The sequence below is a fragment of the Photobacterium sp. S4TG1 genome, from assembly GCF_036040035.1.
GTDB lineage: Bacteria > Pseudomonadota > Gammaproteobacteria > Enterobacterales > Vibrionaceae > Photobacterium.
Map to the genome: position 1 here is coordinate 63,198 of NZ_JAYXUH010000018.1, position 23,460 is coordinate 86,657.

Below are 23,460 nucleotides of genomic sequence, written 5' to 3' on the forward strand. Positions count from 1 at the left end.
TTTGCAAACGATGAAATGAATAACTATCATACTGATAATATAGTGTTATTTTATCTGTTGGAATGACAGCTGCAAAGTAAATACCTGCCAAATAATTATAATAGTAATAACTCAATGACAGGTATTGACGTAATCGCGTAAATTAAGGTTGAAGTGTTAGTGGTTCAATATCCGTTGTATTTTCTTTGCATCGCTGGCGAATATCAATCCACAACATAGGAATAACAATAAAACTAAGAAGGATTGTTGAGAGTGGCATTGATAACCAGACCCCTTTGACACCTAACCATTGTGGTAAAAAGTATAAAAAAGGAAGTTGTACTAGCATATTACTGACTGAAATAGCTAACGCTTTGCCTGCTTTGTCGACTGACATAAAGTACACGGTTGCCAATACAATTAAGCCATCTAAGAACATCGCAAATAAATGTAATTTAATACCCGCGATAGCTTCACCTGTTAGCGCAGGGTTATCACTATTGAATAATCCAATTAATGTACGAGGGAAACTATGCAGTAATGCGAACCATGTAATACCGGCAATAATAGTTACTTTAATCGCTAAGTAAGCTGTTTTTTTGATATTTATTGGTTGTTTCGCACCATAATAATAGCTCACTGGTGGCTGCATACCCTCGGCAATACCTTCAGAGACTAAGTAATATAACGTCATCATATAACCAACAATCGCAAAGGCGCCAACGGTTAGTTCTGTACCATATTGCATAAATTGGTAATTATGTAATGCAACAACAAAGCTGGCATACAGGTACATAATTAATACCGATGATCCAAGACTGATTATTTTCCAGCAATGACTAAATTGAATATTGATTATAGTGAAACGGATACGAAGAGGGGAATACACCGAACAGAAATACACAATGCCACCAATAACCGTGATGCTTTGTGCAATGATCGTGGCAATTGCAGCCCCTTTTAATTGCCAGTTAAATACGCCAATAAAAAGATAGTCCAAGCCAATATTTGCTAATGCGCCAGCAATTAATAAGCTTGTGGCTATCTTAGGACTGTCATCATTACGTATTAGCATTGGCATAGCACCTGCAAAAATCGTAATTAGTGCAGCCCATCCAAAGCTTTGCACATATTGTAAGGCCAATGCTTTAATCGTGTGATTTGCACCTTGAATGGTCAATAATGATTCACCAAAATGAACAAATAAGCCCAATGCAACGATGCTAACGGTGGCAATCAAAAACACGGCATGATCGAGTGCGCGTTGTGCGTGTTGAGGGTTTTGTTCTCCTCGAGCAATAGAGATCAGTGTACCACTGCCGATACCAATCATTAGCCCTAAGCCTGATAACAGATAGGTGATGGGCCATGCCATATTAATCGCCGCTAAACCTTGGTAGCCAACATAGTGGCCGACAAAAATACCGTCAACTATTTGATAGAGGCCGGTGACAAGCATTGCCGCAATTGATGGAATTGCATAACGCCAAAAATTTTGGCTAATAGTAAGGGATGGCGGTGGAGACTGAGCTAATTGCATAAAATATCTCGTTATATTGGTAGCGGTATTATCCTTGTTTCTTAGATTGTTCAAAGATAATATCTATCTTATTTTCGGATGGTTTAAACAGTTATGGATTGGACATTAGATCAGCTTAATGCGTTTGTTATATCAGTAGAGCAAGGCTCTTTTTCAAGTGCCGCTAGGCGAATAGGCAAAGCACAGTCGCGTATAAGTACGGCGATCAGTAACTTAGAAGCTGATTTAGGGTTTGATTTATTTGACCGCAGTGCTCGCTTACCTGTTTTAACGCTTGCTGGTGAGCAGATGTATGAAGAAGCTAAAGTAGTGTTAGCTCAATGTGATCGATTGCAATCTCGAGCATTAACATTAACTAAAGGTGAGGAAGTATCACTTACTATTGCAATGGATGAAGCAACGCCGACAACCGTTTTTGAAGAGTTTTTTGAGCGCGTTGCTGCTAAATTTCCATTATTAAAACTGACGATTATTAGCGGTTCAAAAGATGATATCGCAAGTCAAGTTGATGACCTAACCGCCGATTTGGGTATTTTGTTTTTTAGTAAAACGTTGCCAAATAGCTTAGAGTTTACGCCTATTTGTGAATTTAATTCGTCGTTAATTGTGGCTAAGAATCATCCATTAGCAAAAATATCAGCACCGACAATGCAACAACTCAGTCAATATCGACAGTTACTTATCTGTGATCGAATGGGGTATTACCATACGGATGCTCTTTCCGCTAACTACTGGCACATTGATAGTTATTATTCAATTACAGCGTTTGTGTTGAGGAACATGGGATGGGCATTTGTTCCTGATCATGTGTTTAATTATTCAATCTTTAAAGATGGCGTCGTGAGATTATCCATTGAGAATATTCCCACTTCACCTTGGATTGATATGGGATTAGTAAAACGACGTGATCAAGGCAATGGTCCTGTATTGCGCTGGATGTATCAAGAATTAAAGACCATGTTTGCGCAGCATAATTAGTAAATTTATATTAGTAAATGGTAGAACAAAGCATGAAAAATACATTAATTCAAGAGCCCCTACCATTGATCGTAGCAGGCCCCATTTTACGTAAAGTAACCGCCACAGAGTTAACCTTATGGCTGGTGACGACACGTCAATTTGATGCTGATTTTAGTGTCTTTCTAGGCAACGATGCATTGCCTTTCTATGAGGCAAAATTTGACTCAGCACATCAAATTCAAATTGGTAAGCATGCGTGGGTGGTACTTGCTCATTTTAAAGGTGATTTTCCACAAGATACGCCTCTTGAATATCAAGTGACAACATCAGAAGGTGTATTAACGGATTTGATTCCTGATTTGTTATATGGTGATGAATCACGTTTAAGTGTTGTGATTCAACAGCGAGCTGACTATGTCTTACATGGCTCTTGCCGTAACCCTCATTATCCGAGTAAAGACAGTCTAGTTGCTGCTGATAATAAAGTAAGCACCTTAGCTTCGCATGAACGTCCGAGCTTATTAATGATGAGCGGCGATCAAATTTATGCCGATCATGTTGCGGGACCAATGTTAGATGCAATTGAACAAGTCATTGCATTATTAGGCTTGCCTGATGAGTCGTTTGAGCAGGCGCCAATTGCAGATACTTCCGCGTTGTATCAGCATCCCCATAATATCTATGGCCGAGATAAATTATTACCGCATTATATTAATGATGAAAGTTGGTGGCGACGGTGTTTACCTGCAACAACAACCCCTATTCTAAGTTCTCGTGAATGTGAAAATCATTTAATTAGTTTCAGTGAATTTTTTGCGATGTATTTACTGGTGTGGTCACCGACATTGTGGTCGTTTGTCGATCGTGACCGTTTTGTACGCAATGGCTATTGTAATGCGGGGGTTGCAGTATCACTGAAATGGCAGCAAACATGGCAACATGAAGCGCCGATTATTGATGATTTTGTGGCGGGTCTGAAAAATGTACGGCGCTTAATGGCACATATTCCTACTTATATGATTTTTGATGATCATGATATTACCGATGATTTTCAGCTTAATCGACGTTGGGAAAAGGCAGCTTACGATAATTTATTTTCACGCCGTATTATTGGTAATGCTCTGATTAGTTATTGGTTATGCCAAGGGTGGGGTAATGCTCCTGAAAAATTTACTCCTCAGTGTTTAACTCTTGCCAGAACCTTTTTTGAACAACCGACATCGCAGGCTCACGATGCACTAGCAGAGTATTTTTACCGATTTGAAGATTGGCACTATACGATAGCAACGGTGCCTAAAGTTGTAGTGTTAGATACTCGCACACGACGTTGGCGCTCTGAATCACATGCTAATCGTCCTTCAGGATTGATGGACTGGGAAGCGTTAATTGAGCTTCAACAAGAACTATTGCATGAATCTGCGGTGATTATTGTTTCTGCTGCGCCGATGTTTGGTGTTAAATTTATTGAAACATTACAACGGATGATGACCTTGATTGGTCAGCCATTAGTGGTTGATGCTGAAAATTGGATGGCACATCCAGGGTCTGCTAATTCATTATTAAGTATTTTTACTCACACTAAAACACCGACGACATTTATTATTTTATCCGGTGATGTGCATTATTCGTTTGCCTACGATATAACCTTACGTAATTTGAAAGGACAGTTTAAAATCTTTCAAATTACCTGTAGTGGATTAAAAAATGAATTTCCTAATCGATTACTGCGTTTTTGTGATTGGATGGACAGGTGCCTTTATAGTCCACATTCACCGCTGAACTGGTTCACTAAACGTAAGCGATTATTGATTGAAAAACGGGATCCTGATACTGAAGGTCACCATCGATTAATTAATCAAAGTGCAATTGGTGAATTGTATCTTGATCAGCATGGCTCGCCATTAGTGATTGATATTTTAACGGCTGAAGGTAAAGTCATTCATTTTCCTCCAAAGATCTCCTGATTATATAATCACGGAAATTTTAGCTGTAATGATACAAGTATCAGTGTGGTTTTATTGTGAGTTAATTGTTAATATTATGGTTTTCAGTGCTGTTGTACGTGGAGACAAGACAATATGCGTTTTTCACAAAAAGTGAGTTTTATGTTAGGCGCATCTTTGCTTATGCTTACACTTTTATTAATTAGTGTGGCTGGACGTACATATAAAACCGAAGCCGTCATTGGACGAGTGGTTGACACTGATATTGATTACTTTCATAAGCAAAACCAATTTCATTTACAGGTTATGTCTGATCAAACCAACAATATGGTTAATCTTAATATTAGTGATGGATTATATTGTCCGGTTGGTGCACAAGTTGTATTTGTAAAAAAGACTTGTGTATTATTTGGAAGGGATGCTTATGAGTTTATTTCTTGTGGACTTTAACGTTTTATTACCATTGATAATGTATTAAAGACGATTATTTCAATTTTACAAATGTGCTTTTAATTGAATTAATCTTAAATATGATAATTAAAAAATAGATTGTAAAATAAACAACCTGTTGTTTTTTTGATTTTTTATTATCAAGGTGTGATCTTCTCAAGTGTTTTTACGAACTTATCATTAATATTAATAAATATGAATGTAAATTTTCACTTTTATGGTTTTATTTTTATAAATAAAACAGATTAAATACCGCACAGTAAAAAAAAATGACCTATTATTGACTTTGACATGACGTTAACTGGATATGTTTTTCATACTAATCGTGGATACTGTCAAGGTTATATTTTAATGTGGATTTTACAGGAGTTGATATGAAAAAAAGTATTATTGCTATCGCTATTGCGGGTTTAGTCCTTGTTGGTTGTGATCAAGCAAGCCATGATTCGGCAAAAGAATCTGCGGCTTCAGTAAAAGCAACAGCAGTACAAGTAAAAGATGATGCTGTTACCGCAACAGATGCAGCACTTGACTCAACGAAACAAGCGGTAAATGATTCTGCCGATGCTGTAAAAAATACTGTCAACGACGCCGTTGATAAAGTAAAAGAGATGAAGAATAGCGCAGTAGATAGCTCTGATGCTGCAATGTCTGATTCTAAGCAAGCGGTCTCAGATTCAGCAACAAGCATTGAAGATAAGGCTACTGAATTACAAACAAGTGCAGAAGATACGGCATCAGATGCGATGGATGCATCAAAAGACGCAGCAGACACAGCAGCAGAAGTAAAAGATAAAGCAGAAACTGCAGCAAGTGATGCCGCAGATATGATGAATAAGTCTGTTGATTCAGCCGAGAAAAAAGTAACTGATTTAACGAATTAATTCATTTATAGTATTAATTCTTATGTTAAGAAGCCGAACATTATACATTTATGTTCGGTTATTCTTTTTTCACAAGGAGTTTAAGGTGAAAAAAAAATATTTAGTAGCCGCGATGTTTGTACTTGCACTTGCAGGTTGTGATCAAGCAAAAGATGGTGCTAGTGATGCAGCAGCTCAACAAGCTGAAGCGCATAATGCACAGAATTCATTAGATTGGATGGGCGAATATACTGGTATTCAACCTTGTGGTGATTGTTCAGGTATTGAAACAAGCTTAACGTTAAATAAAGATGGCACGTTTGTTTTAAATGAAACTTATCAAGGTAAAGAAACAAAGCCATTTGTTAATGAAGGAAAATTTAAGTGGAATGATCGTGGTGATACCATCACATTGAACCTTACTAGCAACAGATCTGTGAAGTATTTTGTTGGTGAGCATCGTATTTTCCGGCTTGATCAAAAAGGCCAGCGTATTACAGGTGATTTAGCAGATGCTTATACCCTGAAACAAAACGATGATAATTAATTTTTAAGAAAATGCCCTGACTTCTTTTTATTTTAAACAGATATCAGGGTATTTTTTTATCTAACGATTACTCTTTTTGTTATACAAAACAATTCATTATTGCGAACGTTGAATTTCATCATCAACCCAACGTAATAGTTGTTTGATAGCTCTTGATAACACTTGATTCTGGCGCACAATATAGCCCAAGCTGGTGGTTGGAAAGTCGGGTAGTGGCGTGATTGTGGTTTTTAAATGTAACTTTGAATGTAATGAAAAACTAGGAACAATCGCGACCCCAAATCCTGCTTCAGCCCAGTCTATTTGGGCATCAACACTACCTACTTCCATCACATGATATTTAGCGAGCTGTAAGCTTGGTAATGCTAAATCAATCAACTCACGAGTGCGGGTGTCGTGGCCTAATAAAATCAAGGTAGGTTCTTCTGCAGCAAGCGGTTGGTGATCAATTATTGCTTCAGGATTTTGCGATAATCGTTGCCAACGTTCTAATCCGTTCCCTAAAGCACACCACTTAACTTGGCGTAATTCCATAAAATGCAAAGGCTGGCTTTCTTTTTGCGCGATCACAAATCCTAAATCGGCTTTGGCACTTTTTACCAGTTCCGTTGCTTGAGATGAGGTGGTATTAAACAGTGATAGATCAATGCCTGGGTATTCTTTTTTAAAGGCTTGGAAAGGGCTGATAAGCAATAAACGAGAGATAATATCACTGGCGGCAATGGTCAGTGTACCTTGGTTTAATTCATTGATTGCATTGATGTCTGCTTGGCAAACTTGCAGTTCCATTAAGGTGTTTTCAGCACTTTTAAGTAACCGTTCTCCCGCTTGGGTTAAACGAAATGGATTTCTTTCAATTAATTTTACTCGCGTAGTTTGCTCTAATTGTTTGATATGAAGGCTGACATTTGGTTGAGTCATATGAAGCGCGGCGGCTGTCTTTCCAAAATGCTGATGTTTAGACAGTGCAACAAATGTATTAAGCCAATGCAAATCTATCATTTTTACCTTCTTAGTTGGGGGCAATACTATTACGGCTAGTAACATTATCTGAGTAAAGACAACGACTAATGTACGCTATATAAGAGATTCTTATCAAGTTAATAACGATTATTGATTATTTTTATTGGGCTATTGAGCATAGGATAACGTCATCACTTTTGAGGAGTTAAAATTATGTCGTCTATTGTTGTTGTTGGTGCTAACTGGGGTGATGAAGGTAAAGGTCGTATTGTTGATTATTTAGCAGACCAAGCTTCAGCGAGTATTCGTTTCCAAGGTGGTAACAACGCAGGTCATACTGTTGTTAACGATTTTGGTACTTTTAAACTACACCAATTACCAAGCGGCGTATTTAACCCTGATTGTATTGCTGTTTTAGGCCCTGGTATGGTTATCAGCCCAGAGAAATTAAGCCTAGAAATTGAAGAAGTAGCCACATCAGGTGTTGAAGTTAAGCTTTGCATCTCTGATCGTGCAACACTATGTCTACCGTTACACGCATTAGAAGATACTCTAGAAGAACAACGTCTAGGTGATGGTGCTTACGGTTCAACACGTCAAGGTATTGCACCTGCATACGGCGACCGTGTAATGAAGAAAGGTATTCTTGTTGGTTGGTTAAAGCAGCCAGCTGTATTACTTGAGCGTATTCAATTCATGATGGATTGGAAATTGCCACAGCTTAAAGCGTTATACCCTTCAATGGAGTTCACGCAAACAGCTGAAGAAATGACAGAATGGCTTCTTGAAGTGTCTCAACCTTGGCGTGACAGCATTTGTAACGTTACTGAGCCACTAAAAGCATTACAAAAAGAAGACAAAACATTATTGTTTGAAGCACAGCTAGGTGCTGGTCGTGACTTAGTTTACGGTGAATACCCATGGACTACATCATCTAACGTTACAGCAGCTTATGCTGGTATCGGTAGTGGTTTGCCAGCGCTTCATCCTGAGCGTGTTATCGCGGTTGCTAAATCATTCAGTTCTTCTGTTGGTACTGGTACGTTGATCACCGCGATGGAAGATCAAGATCAATTCCGTGAAGATGCTAAAGAGTTCGGCGCAACAACAGGCCGCCCACGTGATATGGGTTACTTTGATGCAGTTGCAACACGTAATGGTATTGAATTACAAGCAGCAACAGAAATCGCATTAACTAAGATTGATTGCCTAAGTGGCATGAAAGATCTTAAGATCTGTGTTGCTTACAACGGTGATCACACTGAAAACCCAATTTGGCCTCAAACTGCTTCACTAACGGCAGTTTACGAGCAAATGATGGGTTGGGATGAAGATATCACTGGTTGCCGTCATTTTGACGAATTACCAGAAGGCGCACAGCAATATGTACTTCGTATTGAAGAACTAATGGGTGTGCCTGTGAAAATGGTATCAGTAGGTCCTGAGCGTGAGCAAATGATCCTACGTTAATCGTAGCGTAATCAAATAGTATAACGGGCGAGTTACTCAGTAACTCGCCCGTTTTTTTATTTGTTTTATTTATATATAACGTAAGTGAAAATAATCAATATAAGTGATGTGCTTATTATTAGAATGGCACATTATTAACCTCAAAACCTCAAAACCTCAAAACCTCAAAACCTCAAAACCTCAAAACCTCAAAACCTCAAAACCTCGCCTTACCTTCCATACTGCTCCGCAGTAATACGGATCACATCAACGACCACATCACTTGCCGCTTGTAATGACGGAACAGGTAAATATTCATAAATCGAGTGGAAGTTGTGCGCCCCCGTAAAAATATTTGGGCAAGGTAAGCCTTTTTGAGATAACACCGCACCATCATAGCCACCGCGCATCGGGGTTGTTTTCATTGTAATATTATTGCGCGCATAAGCTTGTTTAGCGATTTCAATCGGAAAACTGGCATCACCTTGTAAACTATTTGCCACATTTTGGTAGCGATCAGCAAGAGTTATCGAAACTGCATGTTCTCCCCATAACGCTTGGCAGTTATTCGCCAGTGTGGCTAGAAATTGCATGCGTTGTTGATAGCCATGTTGAGTAAAATCTCTTACATCCATTTTCAATACTGTTTTGGCACTGTTACCACTCATGTCTTTGACCCAATAGTAACCTTCACGGCCATCAGTGTATTCAGGAGCTTCTCCTGCGGGTAACATAGCAATAAACTTGTGTGCCATTAGCAATGAGTTTTTAAGCTTGCCTTTAGCTGACATTGGGTGAGCAGATTGACCTGTAAACGTGATAACAACATCACCTGCATTCCAGTTTTCATCGACAAACTCACCAATGCCACAACAATCTAAGGTATAACCAAAGTCAGCCCCAAATGTGTCAACATCAAACGCCTTAGCGCCACGAAGGCCTTGCTCTTCATCAGGGACAAACGCAACTTTAACATCACCATGTTCAATATCAGGATTAGCAATAAGCACGGTCAGAGCGTGCATAATAGCTGCGATAGCGGCTTTGTCATCTGCACCTAATAAACTGGTGCCGTCGGTGACAATAATATCTTGGTTTTGATATTGATTAAGTTCAGGAAATTCCGCTTGTTTAAGCACAATATTTAAAGCGGGATTAAGAATAATGTCGCCGTCAGTATAGTGAACGATATGAGCATGAGTATCATTGCTTTGTTCAGCACTGGTGTCTAAATGGCCAAAGAAAGCCACAGTAGGGATGTGTTTTGTGCTATTACTTGGCAATGTTGCTGTAACAATTGCACTCTCACGTAAGACAATATCTTGTAATCCTAGCTGGGTTAATTCAGCCGTGATTATTTTAGCTAATTCCATTTGTCCTTGCGAAGACGGCATAATACCAGCAGCGCCATTTTCACGATTTGTCGTGGTATTAATACGAGTGTAATTTATAAAGCGATCAACAATATTCATTATATTCATCCTGAAGAATATATTATTGAGAATGGCGGTTAACTATTATTTTGCTTATTATTTGTTCAGTTGAATGATTAATGATAAGCAGATAAATGTGACCATTCATGATGAGGGAAATATTTCATTATTTATTGTTATTAACAAGAGAATTAATATGATGTTCACGGTGTTTTGTGAGCGTGGTAGGATCTTAATAAATATGGTGGTATTTTATGAAGAAATCAGCATTACCACAAAAAATTTGTATCGTGTGTAAACGTCCTTTTTCATGGCGAAAAAAATGGCAACGATGTTGGAATGACGTTAAATATTGCTCTGAACGTTGCCGCCGCCAACGACACTAATCTATTTTGCAATTTTTACAGCGTGATTTCCCAGTAAATAAATAAGAAATTTTGTAGCGATTACGAGCAAAAAACAAATAACATTTATCAGCAAAAAAACGAATGATAGGCCAGCGTAGTAATGCTATCCATCTTTTCTTTCCTATAGACCGCCAAGCTAAGTAAGTAACATCGAGCCCAAGTAATAATTGTGGTGATTGTTGCGGTTCAGGAAAATATAATCCATGTAATACTGCAGAAGCCTCGGTAATACTTATATAAGGGAAACGTTGGTTAAAATCAGACGCAAGAATATCTTCAAAGAAAAGTTGTTGATGATTATTGTGTTTTTGTAATTGACGCATTTCCGCGATACAAAGTGGACAACTACTGTCATAGAATATGATTAATTTCATAAGATCCTCCTGATATCTATTAATAATAGCGACTAATCAGTATTCTTTGGCTGATTTTATAATTTAAGGTTACATCGACGGAAAAACCTAGGATAATAACAGCAATCTATTGTTAATTTTCTCTATATGACCATTAACGAGAAAAATTTAAACTGCTAGGATATTGATTATGCGCGCTTTCGTATTACGAGCCCGTTCTGCTCCAACAGACAGTAAGCTATTATTAGCATCAGTTGGACAAGATGCTCACACTGAGATTTTAGCTCACGTTTTGATGAATGCTATTTTTGTAGCACAGTCGCATCGCGAAGATATTATGGTGCATTTAGTACTAGAAAGTACTCAAGATTTTTCTCGCACGATTAGCTTTAGCTCTAATGACATCACTAATTTATCTGGTTTTCATGAGCAAGCTTGGTTGGATAAAATTGCTCATGCGTTAGATAAATCGTTAGGCATGGCAAAAGAACAACAACGTAATGTTGAGCCTGGCATTGTAGTTCGAACCATTAGTTTTGAAAAATTAGTGACTGAGCTAGCAGAAGACTATCAGTTATATATGCTCGATAAAAAAGGTGATTTTATACGCGATATAGAATTGGCTTCAAATCCTTGTTTTTTACTGACTGATCATATGCCAATGCCGAAAAAAAGCTTTAATAGCTTGAAGCGTTTAGGTGCAGAAAAAATCAGCTTAGGGCCTAAAATGTTATTCGCTTCGCAATGTATTGTCTTAATACATAATGAATTGGATTTAACGCTATAATTTTTATTGTTATAAGTTAGTAATAAATAAAAACCGTTAAATGGTTGTTGATGTTTCAACAAATCATTTGGCGGTTTTTTTTATTCTGTGAAAAATGAATGATTATGCATAACTTAGGTTTTATATGATTTTTTATGTGATATTGGTTGCAATAATGTAACTATAAGTAGATAATATCGCTAAATGGTATATAATCGATTGCCATTTTTTATATATAATAATGTTCGTTTTATTTATATGAAAATTAAGATGCTAAATATGGAGCAAGATTAAGCTTGAGCTTGTAGATGTTCAGTGTATTTTCAGTATTAAATACCAACGGTATTTCAAATCAAATAACAATTATTACCGTTAGCCTATATGGCACCTTTATTAGGAAACAATATGCAATTATCCTCTCAGCCTAAAGGGCTTTTTCACCTCATTGCGATACAGATGTGGGAATTCTTTAGTTATTACGGCATGCGGTCGTTATTAATCCTCTTTTTAACTCAAAAACTTTTAATGTCTGACGACCATGCGTATGCCCTATATGGTGCTTATACGTCACTTGTTTATGTTACCCCTATTTTAGGTGGCTATTTAGCTGACCGCTATTTAGGTAACTACTGGTCAGTTATTATTGGCGGTTCATTAATGGTGGCTGGGCACGCCGTGCTGAGTATTCCAAGCCATGACAATACAGTGCTTTATGCCGCACTAGCATTGATCATTTGTGGTTATGGTTTTTTTAAAACTAACTCAAGCTGTCTATTGGGTGAGTTATATAAAGACCATGAAGATGCGCGTGAATCTGGCTTTTCCATATCTTATATTGGCGGTAATGTTGGTTCAGCATTAGCTCCTATATTTTGTGGTTATGCCGCGAGCCGTTGGGGCTGGAACGTAGGTTTTGCACTTGCAGGCATTGGTATGCTTATTGGCTTGATCATCTTTAGTACCGGCCGTAAGCACTTTAAACACGTACAAAAAGCTAACCTACCAGCATTACGTAAAAAGACGGCCGGTTTTAGTCATTGGCAACTGATTATTCTTGGTGTAATTGCCTGTGCTGCTGGTTTGGTTTTTGTGCTCCAAGATTTATTAGCAGGTTATATTCTTGCAGTTATTTTAGCGTTTTCTGCATTACAAATGTTCCGTTTATACCGCAAGAGTAGCACTGAAGATCGTAAGAAATTAAATGCGATTATCTACTTTATGTTATTTGGTATGGTGTTTTGGGCATTTGATCAGCAGGGTGGTAGTTCTATCAGCTTGTTTATTGAACGTAATATTGATACCGATATCTTTGGATACCATATTCCAACAGCATTCTTCCAATCAGTGAACCCTGTTGCGGTTATTGTTGGTGGTATTGCGGTGGCATGGTTGTGGAAAGTATTAGCTGCTCGTCAGATCTCAGTACGTACTTTAACCAAACTGAATATGGGGCTATTTTTGCTAACTGCTGGATTTAGCTTAATTACATTATCATCTAAATTAGCAATGGTAAGTGGCCACACAACCTTCCTATGGCTATTTATTGGTCTATTCTTAATTGGTATTGCTGAGTTATTTATTGACCCTGTGGCCTTATCTGCCATTACCCGTATGAACCCTCAAGGTGCTACAGGTACAGTTGCAGGTATCTATATGCTAATGGGTGGCTCAGTCGCTAACTATTTAGCAGCAAATATCGCAGAATTGACATCAACTGGCACACAGTTAACAAATACAGCAGATTTAATAGCTTCAGCGACACAATATCACCATGTGTTCCAATCAATTTTCATTGTAACCGTCGTGGTATTAGTACTCGGTCTTTTAGTGAATTTTAAAAATCGTAACGAGCCTGAATACGATTAATTTACTCTGTTAGAAAGGCCGATAATGTGCGCTATTTTAGCAAGCGTTATCGGCCTTTTTTTTAACTGTTTATCGTTATTTTATGCCAGAGTTCGATTCGGCTTTCTGTGATACTATTATCATTAGTAGTCAAAGAGTAAAGTAAGATAGCTGCTCAGAGTAAAGAGTTGATAAATGAATGATAAAAAACAATATTCAAAAGTACCAAGTAGTCGATTATCTCGCCTAGCCAAGCTAGGATCATTAGCCACGCGAGTCGCCTCAGGTATGGTTGCCGAGGGAGCAAAACAACTTGCAACAGGGCATAGACCACAGATTAGTGAATTGATTCTAACGCCAAATAACGTAAAACGTGTCGCTGACCAATTAGCTGATTTACGTGGTGCCGCGATGAAAGTTGGCCAGTTATTATCAATGGATAGCGGTGATTTGCTACCACCCCAGTTAACTGAGTTATTGTCTCGGTTACAAGCAAATGCCAAACCAATGCCGATCAGTCAGTTAAATCAATCTCTAGAGTTACAATGGGGAAATGATTGGCAACAACAATTCAGTCAATTTTCATTTTATCCCATTGCCGCCGCTTCTATTGGGCAAGTTCATAAAGCTACAACGCAAGATGGGCGGCTATTGGCGTTAAAAATTCAATATCCAGGGATCAATAAAAGTATTGATAGTGATGTAAACAACGTCGCGACATTATTAAATATTAGTGGTTTGGTTCCAAAACAGCTCGATGTTTCTGAATTATTGAATGAGGCTAAAAAGCAACTTCACGCTGAAGCTGATTATTTACTTGAAGCCCAGTATGTGAAGCAATATCGCCAATTATTAGCCACGGATACACGCTATGTGTTACCTGAAATTGCGGATGATTTAACAACTAAGCATATTCTTGCGATGACATTTGTTGGAGGAATAGAAGTTGAGGCATTGGTACAGCAACCACAAGCTGTACGTGACCATGCTATCGAGCTTGCCTTTAGCCTACTGTTTAAGGAAGTATTTGAATTTAGACTGGTTCAAACAGATCCTAACTTTGCCAATTATCGGTATGATCTTGATTCTCAGCAATTAGTGTTACTTGATTTTGGGGCAACACGTGTTTATCCCGTCGCGATTACGGAAGGTTATCGTCAATTGATGACTGGGGCTGTAGTCGATGACCAATCGCAAATGTTAGCGGCGTTAAAACAGATTGGCTTTTTCTCTCAGCCAATTGAACCTCAAGCTCAACAGGCATTATTAGCTCTGTGTTTAGAAGCATGTGAGCCGCTAAAATATCAAGGTGTGTATGATTTTGGTCAATCCGATATGGTGCACCGTATTCGAGATGCAGGCCAGCAGTTAAGCATGAAACAAGGCTATTGGCATACACCTCCTGCGGACGCTATTTTCTTACACCGTAAATTAGGTGGGCTCTATCTCTTAGCGGCAAAGCTAAAAGCACGGGTTGATGTTCATAAAATATTTTTACCGTATATGACTGAATAATTATATAGCTGGGCTTATTTCTGATGTGCCAAGGGGCTCATATTTAGAATATCAGTTATTATTTTGAGTAATTTATACTTAATTCAACAGTGATTATACTGTCCACTTCTTAAATCAATTTGTATGACAAATGCCCTCAAAAAAGTAATAATGTTATGACTGGTAAACACATCTCTTATGCAGTACAAAATATTGACGGATTTTCCTTTGATTCAAGCGACATTTCTAAAATAGCTTTAGTTACTGAAGGCGGCGGCCAACGCGGCATTTTTACCGCAGGTGTCTTAGATGCTTTTTTAGAAGCCGATTTTAATCCATTTTCGTTGATGGTGGGCACATCAGCTGGATCGCTGAATTTAGCATCGTATATCTGCGGTCAATATAAACATGCATATAAAGTGATCACTCAAGCAACAACAGACCATCATTTTTTTGATGTTTATCGTTTTATTTTTGGCCGTGAAGGGTTAGATCTTGATTGGTTAATGAAGCAAACGCAGACCAGTTTTGAGCTTGATTGGCAACAAGGGCGTGAAAATATGCGTTCACGTACAGTCTTAGCCTCAGCAAGTGGCACTACAAGCCACCAAGCGGCATATTTTAACTTAAACAGTGATAACTGGTCGCTAGCATTAAAAGCGTCTTGTGCCGTGCCTGTGTTAAATAAACAGCCTATTTTTTCTCAAAATGAATTTTGGGTTGATGGTGGTTTATGTGCTCCGATCCCTGTGCAAGAGGCATATGAACGTGGTTATCGTCATATTGTTGTAATACGTACAGTACCAATAGATACATCATTTGATCATTGCTGGATGACAAATATTCGCCGTGCTCTGGGGCATTCTAAAGCCGCCGGCATGATTGAAATGTTATTAGAGCATGAAGATAATTATCGTAAAACCCAAACATTTTTAAGTAATCCGCCTGATGACGTTACCATTTTTGAAATTCACCCGCAAAAGCCATTAAGTTCAAAAATGATTGGCAGTGATTTGGCATCGCTCGATATAGATTATCGTTTAGGATATCAATCGGGTAAATATTTTTTAAATACAGTTGGTCGTCATATTAATATCAAAGATGCTCCTTATAAAACAGATTATAAGCATGACACAGAGAACGTTGATTTAATGAGATTTGCTTAATGTTAATATTCAAATAATGCCATTGTGTAATGACATATTTGAGGAGCTTTTACTAAGAAGTTGCTAATCAATGAACCAGAGTAATGTTGAATTTTCAACCAAGGAGTCGGTGTTTACACAGTTAATGGAAAATGACGTTCATAGTATGTGGTTACGTCGCAAACAAAGTGCATTTAGTGGTAAAGATGGCGTTCAGATCCAGTGGATTAGCGTAACTAATCCGATTAATACCCGTTGTATTGTGATTGTAAATGGTCGTAATGAAAGTTTTTGGAAGTATCAAGAATTATTCTTTGAGTTTTCACGACAAGGTTATGATGTTTATGGCTATGATCATCGAGGCCAAGGTGCTTCTGAGCGGTTAACGACGGATCCTGAATTGGGTCACGTAGATAACTTTGATGATTATGTAGATGATTTAAATGGGTTTATCACTAAAGTTGTAGATAAAGAAAAAACCTATCAACACCGTTTTTTATTAGCTCACTCAATGGGTGGTGCAATCACCACGCTGTATTTAGAAAAATATAATAGCCAATTTGATGCGGTAGTATTGAATGCGCCGATGTTTGGTATTCATATGCCAGTACCGTTAAAACTGGTGGCTTCATCTATCGCTAAAATCATGGAACATTATCAGCATGAACCGTCATATGTGTTAGGGCAAAAGCCTTATCATGAAGAGCCGTTTGAAAATAATGCCTTGTGTCAGAGTAAATTACGCTATGTCTGGGCTAAGCATTTATACCAAATCCATCCTGAATTACGGATTGGAGGCCCCAGCCCACGCTGGTTATGGCAAGCAATGGAAGCGGCTGATCATTGTATTCGTGATGTTGAAAAAATAGAGATCCCCGTACTGTTATTACAAGCGGGCAGTGACACAATTGTTGATAATAATAGCCATCATCGGTTTTGCGGTCAGAGCAAGCATTGTCATATGAAAGTGATACGTAATGCTCGCCATGAAATATTAATGGAAAAAGATGTGATACGTAATCAAGCATTATGTGAAACACTAGCATTTTTTAATCAATTTATAGTGTAAATCGATTAGAAATACCAAGATATAATCTTAGAATATAAAATAACGGCTGCATTTATTGATTAAATGCAGCCGTTATTATTTTAAGAGATATAAATTAATTCATTGATAAATAAATAAAATTTACTGGCAGATAAACCAAGACTTAGCGTCAGCTTCTATAATTGCTTGCTTGTGCCATGGTAATGGTGTTGATATAGGTGCAATACGAACATCACCTTTGATCTTACGTGTTGCAAGTACACGTACTCGGCCATCTTTTACGCTTTCAATCGTGCCTTTATAGGTGACACCGTATGTGTCGTCTTTTGACTTTTTATATATACAGACTGTCTCACCAACATGAGTTGCAATAAAGGCTGTCTCTTCCGTCCATGTTTCTTCTGCCGGTGGTGGTGTAGCATCATCAAGTTGTTCAATGGCTTTTGAACTCATTAATGTACGGTGGACTGAATAAGGTTGATAACCTAATAAGGCTGCGCCATCGACCCACGCTGATTGAGGAATATCACGGTTTTCAATAATACGCATTGTCACAAAAGGACCGCCAGAACAGATATCGGCCCACAGATCAATGGAAGAAATGCGTGCAGCAAAGAGGGGCGTTTCTTGATCAGTATTTGGATGTTGAACACACCATGTGCCAGTATCTAAATTAACCAGTGAACCTTTATTAATCGAACAAGTCTTGGCGGCTAATTGATTAAACTGAGCCATGTCTTGCTGTGCTTGTTGCTCGCTACTGGAACAATAACGATAACTATAAGAAAAAGTTTCTTTTGGATAAAACAGACCTTTATCAACAACAACCCCATTACTACGAGAGCTATCGGCAGCGATAAATTTTTTGGCTGCTGTTTTGAAACTGTAATCAGGTGCTGGCGTTGGTGGTGGTGGAGTTGAACTACAACCCGCAATAACAGCAATAATTGCAGCGAGTGAGACGCGGGTAAAAAGGGTGTTGTACATTACTTGCCCCCAGAGAAAATGCTTTTTCATATCGGTGATAAAAAAGCGCTAATAATAAATAAGTCTATAGGGGACAACAGAAATTGTTAGGAAGCAAGCCATTATTCTGTAAAAAAAATTGAGCGTTAATAGATTCAATGAGTTAGTGTTAACAAAGATTTACTTATGTTGGCTTATAGTGATTTATTGTGCTGATTTTAAGGGAATAACCTAATCAGCCCATTGACGATAAACGACAATGGGCTGCAAAAGTGACTAATAATTAAATAGCTTAGTCAGCAAAAGTATCTAGCAATGTTTGCGAAACGATAAAGTAGTTTGTACCTGTTTTTGCTTCAACAAAATCAAGTAAACGGTCGTAATGGCCATTACTGTCAGCATAGATCATTTGTTGTAATGAAGTGCTCATTGTAATAGGTGATGCCGTTAAGCCAATGAACATGGTGCCATGTTCCATTGCATTGCCGTAAGGACGGTTTTGGCGGAGCATTTTGATTTCTTTATCATCAACGATAACCTTACTCTTGTTGTTGTGTGCCCATATAGGCTTCACATCATCGTCAAGTTCAATATCATCAAGTTTAGTACGACCAACAACTTGTTCTTGGTATTCAGTAGATTGCTTGTCCCATAAGCCTTGACGGTCAATATAACGTTGAACCGTTAAGTAACTACCACCTTGGTGAATATCAAGATCATCAACCACTAATACCGCTTTCATGCGAGATTCATTTTTAGGGTTTTCAGTGCCATCAACAAAATCAATCATATCGCGGCTATCAAGGTATTTAAAACCTTGAATATCTTCAATTAATGTTGCCACATCTGCAAATGCTAACGTTAAATATTTAGCCGCTTGATAGTTTAAATCCATACGTTCAGATTTAATCATAATAAACATATCACCAGGCGTGCTTGGGAATTGGCGTTCGCCATCAACCATTGCTTCAAAATCTTTAAGTAAAGCTGGTGCTGGTGTTGTAGGGAAAGCCGTTGACCAACCATGGTGAGACACACCCATTGTAAAGCTAAGGTCTGCGGTTGCGTCTTTTTGCCCAATGGATTTTTCAATGATCTGAATTTTCGCAAAAGCGTCAGCTACCGCTTCTGCATTCGCATTAGCTTTAAAAACAAAAGTGAGATATTCAGCAAACGTATTTGGATTTGATAAAGCACCTGGTTGTGCACGTTCAGATGACATTGCATTCATAATAGTAGACCTTAATTAAAGCTATCTTGTTACAGTACGCTTTTTAGATAGCGAGCTATAGGTAAATTTTTGTAATGTAAAGTTTCACATTTTAGACTGTAAAATGATACCTAATCTGTTGTTAATAGTGAAACAACGAAGTGCATTAACTGTTTATATCGTTAATTATTTTTACTTCTAATGGTATTAACGTGACGTTATGAACTTAGTAGGGTGTTTTGTAGATAAAAGCACATAAAGGCATGAGGCAAAAAGACGACATAGTGAAATAAATCTTTGCGTTTAAGCATGGATTATTTGTAAGGCACGAATGATCAAAACTACGCAATAAATAGATTTATTACTAGTGTTTTTGGGTTATTTTCTTACGAATATGGCCTTGTTCACAAACTTGTTGTTATGTGCTTTTTTCAATTAAAAACCTTTGATACTAAGTACTGCATGTCGACACAGGTTTCTTTAGGAGGGTATTGTGTCTATTAATTCTATCGATTATTCAGAAATTTCTTCCGTTTCATCTAAGTGGGAACACAAAGACGATTCGGCGACCAACATCGCAGATAGCAAGAAGCAGCAAGGTGCTGCACGACGACGCATTGAGATGCTACGCGATATTCAAGCCAGTGGGCTAACCCTTGCCGAAGCGCGAGAGTTGGGTTTATTACACTAGATATGAGATAAATGAGCGCATTAGCCAACTGAGGCCAGATGCATGAAACGGTTTATTGTAAATTGTATGACAACGCTAACAATGTTGAACATACAACAGCGTCAGAGGCAAAGTAAGGCAACTTACATTATTAACGCGAGGTATAAGCAAACTGTTATAGCTCGCACTCTGAACTCTTCTTAGGGATACTTATCATAGTGTCCCTTTTTCTGGTCTTAATATTCCCAGTAAAGCGGCTCTCTCTATCTATTTCAGAAAACCCATGCCCAAACAATTGCCATCATTCCTTACCGTGAATACTCGCGAACGCGATAGAAATCTACTTACAGCACGTTAAATGTTTAAAGTAATATATGGCTGTCGTGTATTACTATTTTGCAATGAGCAGCAAATTCAATCCCGTCATTCCCTACAGTGAATGCCCGCGAGGGCGATAGGGAATCTACTCACAGCGCGTTAAATTTTTAAAGTAAATATTTTTTAAAGTAAATATATGGCTGTCCTATATTCGCATTCTTTGCGGTTCACAAGTTGTGAACTTTGTTCGTAGGTGCTATATTCACATATAGTGAACTTAGAGGTGTTTATGCACGTAATATCAAGAAAACCTTTTAGTGATGCGGCAAAAAAATACCCGAATGATGCTGCGGCCATTGATTCATTATATAAATCATTAAAAAATAATAACTTTTCAAATCCGCTGGAAATGAAAAATGTTTACCCAAGCTTAGATAACTTTAAGTATAAAGATAAATGGTATGTTCTGGATATCGGTGGGAATAATTTACGATTAATGACTTTTATCGAATTTCGAGATAACAGAATGTTTGTTAAGCATATTGTTCCTCACGCAGAATATGACAAATTATGTGCAAAATACGCAAAGGAGTCGAAATGAAAAATTTTAGTCAAGTTAAATCAACAGCATTACAATTATTTTCAATGGCTAGTTTTGTCGGTCATATTTCAACGGAAGAAGAATATGCTGAAGCCTTGGCGTTAATGGAAGATCTTATTGAAGAATATGATATCTACAAACCATTAATTGAGGTTTTAGAAGTCTCTATCGAACGTTGGGAAGATCATGCAGATGAATTTGCAGAGTTTAATGCTCGTATTGAGAACTTAGATGATGGTGTAGCAACACTATGTGTATTAATGGATCAGTATCAACTTAAAGCTGATGACTTAAAAGATGTCATTGGTGGTAAAAGTTTAGTTTCAATGATCCTTAATGGTTCTCGTAAGCTAACGAAAGAGCATATTCAAGCTATTTCATCTAAATATAATATCAGCCCTGCATTGTTTTTTAGCTGCGTTTAACAGATAAGGATATGTGTCGCGCAGCCGAAGTGTTGGACAAGCCTAAGCCGTTTTATATAAGTAAATATTACGAATATCATGAAGGGTGATGCTGAAAAGAAATCGAGCGTTATCCTTGGTGTGAACTAATCAATTTAATTTATTGATTTATAATTAGATCCTCTTTAATTATTACGCGTTAATGCCATTATCCTTATTATTGAACGTGGTTATCTGGGGCGAAAAATCCCCGCTAATTGCATGACATGCTGACAGCATGGACGAAAGGTTGTGCCGTTAAATGGATAACTTTTTGTGGAGAGGGTAACGTTAGTTGCCCTGCAAACATAAATGCATATTGGCTCAGTTGAAGTTGTTTCTTCTCATGCCCTCGTAATAAACCATAATTACGAACTCGCCTGATAACCCAACCCCGTCATTCCCTACAGTGAATGCCCGTGAGGGCGATAGAAATCTACTTACGGCGCGTTGAATGTTTAAAGTAATATATGGCTGTCGTGTATTCGTTTGATGAAGATCTTTTATACTGTATTTATGTACAGCTACGGCTATTAGTAGAAAAACCGGAAACTAAATGGCAAGTTGTTAATATAATAAGTTGTTATGTGATTAAAGTAGGTAGCAATTAGAATGTTTACGAAAAGGTATAAATTTTCAAATTGGCCAAATTCTGAAATTCCAATGGTTTCAGCAGGTGTATACGTAATTTGGGAAGGTGAACAATTAATTTACAGTGGTATGTCTGGACGTGAAATTGAGAAAAATACTCATAAAACGAAATATGGGTTAATTACTCGCCTTAATAGCCATGCTTCAGGGCGCTTAAGTGGTGATCAGTTTTGTGTATATGTAGCAAATAGACTAGTTATTCCCAACTTAAAACCATCTGAACTTCCTTTGTTTGCTTCTGGTAAATTGAAACTTGATGAGCTTACGAAAAAATATATTCATGAAAAACTGGAATATCAATACGTATTGCTTAGCTCTAGCATTGAGGCTTATTCACTAGAGAATGAAGCTAGGGCTGGTATATTATTAGGGCAATTACCATTACTTAACCCAATCACATAACAGATAAGGATATGTGTCGCGCAGCCGACACCTATTCAAGTGTTGGACAAGCCCGAGCAACCTTATATAAGTAAATATTGCGAATGTCATGAAGGGTGGTGCTGAAAAGAAATCGAGCGTTATCCTTGGCGTGAACCAATCAATTTAATTTATTGATTTATAATTAGATCCTCTTTAATTATTACGCGTTGATGCCATTATCCTTATTATTTTATTATTTTATTATTTTATTATTTTATGTTTTTATTTGGGGCGAAAAATCCCCGCCAATTGCATGACATGCTGACAGCATGGACAAAAGGGTTGTGCCGTTAAACGGACAACTTTTTGTGGTGAGTAATCTTTGCGGTATTGTAATGAACGACAACCCAACCTCGTTATTCCCTACAGTGAATGCCCGCGAGGGCGATAGGGAATCTACTCACAGCGCGTTGAATGTTTAAAGTAAAGATGTGGCTGTCCTATCTTCGCTATCTTCGCTATCTTCGTTTGATGCAGTTCTTTTACACTGTGTTTATATACAGTATCAGTTATTAGTAGAAAAATCGGAAACTAAATGGCAAGTGCCCGATTTTGTGATTACTATCGGGATTTATGAGTGAAAATGCATCTGATTTATAACGTTTTTTATATTATTAAAAGATAAATACGGGCGCACGTTCAAAGAACAAATTCGGGTAAGTTGTTAATATAATAAGTTGTTAGGCCATTTCCATACATCGAAATTGAAGAAGTAGTAATGAAGTTTTTAAGCAAATATTTTGATTTTCCAGAAAATAGTAAGTTTGATAGCTTTGGCTCAGGTCATATGAACGAAACATGGCGTGTATCTTGTGATGGGCAGAATTTATATGCTCTGAGACGATATAATTCAAGCAGGAGTATTTCTGAAATTGATTCTGAACATAATGCTTTAATGACACTGAAAAAAGTGGTTGGAGAACAAATCGTAACTCCAATAAATAGTAGAAATGGGAAAACGATAGAGAAAATAGGAGAAAGGTTTTATTCCCT

Annotated in this window: 23 protein-coding genes and 1 pseudogene; 17 read left to right on the forward strand and 7 right to left on the reverse strand. The window is 37.7% G+C overall.

Annotated elements, in window-relative coordinates; translation table 11 throughout:
- Nucleotides 1-142: 142 nt before the first annotated feature.
- Entirely contained in the window at nucleotides 143-1,519 is a 1,377-nt protein-coding gene (locus VXS03_RS17090) for an MATE family efflux transporter (RefSeq protein ID WP_327765095.1), read from the reverse strand.
- Between the two features lie 93 nt (nucleotides 1,520-1,612).
- Between VXS03_RS17090 and VXS03_RS17095 the strand changes: the two genes are divergently transcribed.
- The 5 genes from VXS03_RS17095 to VXS03_RS17115 all read left to right on the forward strand — a co-directional run bounded on the left by VXS03_RS17095 (nucleotide 1,613) and on the right by VXS03_RS17115 (nucleotide 6,282).
- A complete protein-coding gene (locus VXS03_RS17095) occupies nucleotides 1,613-2,497 on the forward strand; it encodes a LysR family transcriptional regulator (protein ID WP_327765096.1) in 885 nt (294 codons plus the stop codon).
- 32 nt (nucleotides 2,498-2,529) lie between these two features.
- Nucleotides 2,530-4,443 (forward strand): alkaline phosphatase family protein, encoded by a 1,914-nt coding sequence (locus tag VXS03_RS17100; protein ID WP_327765097.1) that lies wholly within the window; start codon nucleotides 2,530-2,532, stop codon nucleotides 4,441-4,443.
- Nucleotides 4,444-4,557: 114 nt separating this feature from the next.
- Nucleotides 4,558-4,872, forward strand: a complete 315-nt coding sequence (locus VXS03_RS17105; protein WP_327765098.1) for a hypothetical protein — start codon at nucleotides 4,558-4,560, stop codon at nucleotides 4,870-4,872.
- Between the two features lie 374 nt (nucleotides 4,873-5,246).
- Complete coding sequence (locus tag VXS03_RS17110; protein WP_327765099.1) at nucleotides 5,247-5,756, forward strand: hypothetical protein; 510 nt, start codon at nucleotides 5,247-5,249, stop codon at nucleotides 5,754-5,756.
- 85 nt (nucleotides 5,757-5,841) lie between these two features.
- Nucleotides 5,842-6,282: a copper resistance protein NlpE gene (locus VXS03_RS17115; protein WP_327765100.1), complete on the forward strand. Its 441-nt coding sequence runs from the start codon at nucleotides 5,842-5,844 to the stop codon at nucleotides 6,280-6,282.
- A gap of 96 nt (nucleotides 6,283-6,378) precedes the next feature.
- Here VXS03_RS17115 and VXS03_RS17120 read toward each other — a convergent pair whose 3' ends face one another.
- Nucleotides 6,379-7,284, reverse strand: coding sequence for a LysR family transcriptional regulator (locus VXS03_RS17120; RefSeq protein ID WP_327765101.1), 906 nt, complete (start codon nucleotides 7,282-7,284; stop codon nucleotides 6,379-6,381).
- A gap of 174 nt (nucleotides 7,285-7,458) precedes the next feature.
- On the opposite strand from VXS03_RS17120, the gene VXS03_RS17125 reads away from it, so the two are divergent.
- Complete coding sequence (locus VXS03_RS17125; RefSeq protein WP_327765102.1) at nucleotides 7,459-8,715, forward strand: adenylosuccinate synthase; 1,257 nt, start codon at nucleotides 7,459-7,461, stop codon at nucleotides 8,713-8,715.
- A gap of 209 nt (nucleotides 8,716-8,924) precedes the next feature.
- Here VXS03_RS17125 and pepT read toward each other — a convergent pair whose 3' ends face one another.
- Entirely contained in the window at nucleotides 8,925-10,166 is a 1,242-nt protein-coding gene (pepT, locus tag VXS03_RS17130) for a peptidase T (RefSeq protein ID WP_327765103.1), read from the reverse strand.
- A gap of 215 nt (nucleotides 10,167-10,381) precedes the next feature.
- Between pepT and VXS03_RS17135 the strand changes: the two genes are divergently transcribed.
- On the forward strand, nucleotides 10,382-10,513 hold the full coding sequence (locus VXS03_RS17135) for a DUF2256 domain-containing protein (protein ID WP_327765104.1): 132 nt from the start codon (nucleotides 10,382-10,384) through the stop codon (nucleotides 10,511-10,513).
- Here the strand turns inward: VXS03_RS17135 and VXS03_RS17140 are convergent.
- Nucleotides 10,510-10,908 (reverse strand): thiol-disulfide oxidoreductase DCC family protein, encoded by a 399-nt coding sequence (locus tag VXS03_RS17140; protein WP_327765105.1) that lies wholly within the window; start codon nucleotides 10,906-10,908, stop codon nucleotides 10,510-10,512. The genes VXS03_RS17135 and VXS03_RS17140 overlap by 4 nt on opposite strands.
- Before the next feature lie 169 nt (nucleotides 10,909-11,077).
- On the opposite strand from VXS03_RS17140, the gene trmY reads away from it, so the two are divergent.
- The 5 genes from trmY (at nucleotide 11,078) to VXS03_RS17165 (ending at nucleotide 17,206) form a co-directional block, all read left to right on the forward strand.
- Nucleotides 11,078-11,674: a tRNA (pseudouridine(54)-N(1))-methyltransferase TrmY gene (trmY, locus tag VXS03_RS17145; protein ID WP_080155660.1), complete on the forward strand. Its 597-nt coding sequence runs from the start codon at nucleotides 11,078-11,080 to the stop codon at nucleotides 11,672-11,674.
- 384 nt (nucleotides 11,675-12,058) lie between these two features.
- Nucleotides 12,059-13,519 carry a peptide MFS transporter gene (locus tag VXS03_RS17150; RefSeq protein WP_327765106.1) on the forward strand — a complete coding sequence of 487 codons (1,461 nt, stop codon included), beginning with the start codon at nucleotides 12,059-12,061 and terminating at the stop codon, nucleotides 13,517-13,519.
- Nucleotides 13,520-13,693: 174 nt separating this feature from the next.
- A complete protein-coding gene (locus VXS03_RS17155) occupies nucleotides 13,694-15,013 on the forward strand; it encodes an ABC1 kinase family protein (RefSeq protein ID WP_327765107.1) in 1,320 nt (439 codons plus the stop codon).
- Nucleotides 15,014-15,168: 155 nt separating this feature from the next.
- Nucleotides 15,169-16,158 (forward strand): patatin-like phospholipase family protein, encoded by a 990-nt coding sequence (locus VXS03_RS17160; RefSeq protein WP_327765108.1) that lies wholly within the window; start codon nucleotides 15,169-15,171, stop codon nucleotides 16,156-16,158.
- A gap of 70 nt (nucleotides 16,159-16,228) precedes the next feature.
- Entirely contained in the window at nucleotides 16,229-17,206 is a 978-nt protein-coding gene (locus tag VXS03_RS17165; protein ID WP_327765109.1) for an alpha/beta fold hydrolase, read from the forward strand.
- 120 nt (nucleotides 17,207-17,326) lie between these two features.
- On the opposite strand, the gene VXS03_RS17170 is transcribed toward VXS03_RS17165, so the two are convergent.
- Nucleotides 17,327-18,172 (reverse strand): hypothetical protein, encoded by an 846-nt coding sequence (locus VXS03_RS17170; protein WP_327765110.1) that lies wholly within the window; start codon nucleotides 18,170-18,172, stop codon nucleotides 17,327-17,329.
- Nucleotides 18,173-18,443: 271 nt separating this feature from the next.
- Nucleotides 18,444-19,382, reverse strand: coding sequence for a Dyp-type peroxidase (locus tag VXS03_RS17175; protein ID WP_327765111.1), 939 nt, complete (start codon nucleotides 19,380-19,382; stop codon nucleotides 18,444-18,446).
- A gap of 472 nt (nucleotides 19,383-19,854) precedes the next feature.
- On the opposite strand from VXS03_RS17175, the gene VXS03_RS17180 reads away from it, so the two are divergent.
- The 3 genes from VXS03_RS17180 to VXS03_RS17190 all read left to right on the forward strand — a co-directional run bounded on the left by VXS03_RS17180 (nucleotide 19,855) and on the right by VXS03_RS17190 (nucleotide 21,375).
- Nucleotides 19,855-20,052: a hypothetical protein gene (locus tag VXS03_RS17180; protein ID WP_036791113.1), complete on the forward strand. Its 198-nt coding sequence runs from the start codon at nucleotides 19,855-19,857 to the stop codon at nucleotides 20,050-20,052.
- Nucleotides 20,053-20,638: 586 nt separating this feature from the next.
- Nucleotides 20,639-20,950 carry a type II toxin-antitoxin system HigB family toxin gene (locus VXS03_RS17185; RefSeq protein WP_327765112.1) on the forward strand — a complete coding sequence of 104 codons (312 nt, stop codon included), beginning with the start codon at nucleotides 20,639-20,641 and terminating at the stop codon, nucleotides 20,948-20,950.
- On the forward strand, nucleotides 20,947-21,375 hold the full coding sequence (locus tag VXS03_RS17190; RefSeq protein ID WP_327765113.1) for a helix-turn-helix domain-containing protein: 429 nt from the start codon (nucleotides 20,947-20,949) through the stop codon (nucleotides 21,373-21,375). The genes VXS03_RS17185 and VXS03_RS17190 overlap by 4 nt, the downstream gene beginning before the upstream one ends.
- A 209-nt stretch (nucleotides 21,376-21,584) precedes the next feature.
- Here the strand turns inward: VXS03_RS17190 and VXS03_RS20325 are convergent.
- A pseudogene (locus VXS03_RS20325) lies at nucleotides 21,585-21,775 on the reverse strand (IS91 family transposase); the annotation flags it as partial.
- Between the two features lie 230 nt (nucleotides 21,776-22,005).
- Here VXS03_RS20325 and VXS03_RS17195 point away from each other — a divergent pair.
- Together VXS03_RS17195 and VXS03_RS17200 are read left to right on the forward strand one after the other, a co-directional pair.
- Nucleotides 22,006-22,446 carry a hypothetical protein gene (locus VXS03_RS17195; RefSeq protein WP_327765114.1) on the forward strand — a complete coding sequence of 147 codons (441 nt, stop codon included), beginning with the start codon at nucleotides 22,006-22,008 and terminating at the stop codon, nucleotides 22,444-22,446.
- 739 nt (nucleotides 22,447-23,185) lie between these two features.
- A partial coding sequence (locus VXS03_RS17200; RefSeq protein WP_327765115.1) for a hypothetical protein occupies nucleotides 23,186-23,460 on the forward strand: 275 nt, incomplete at its 3' end.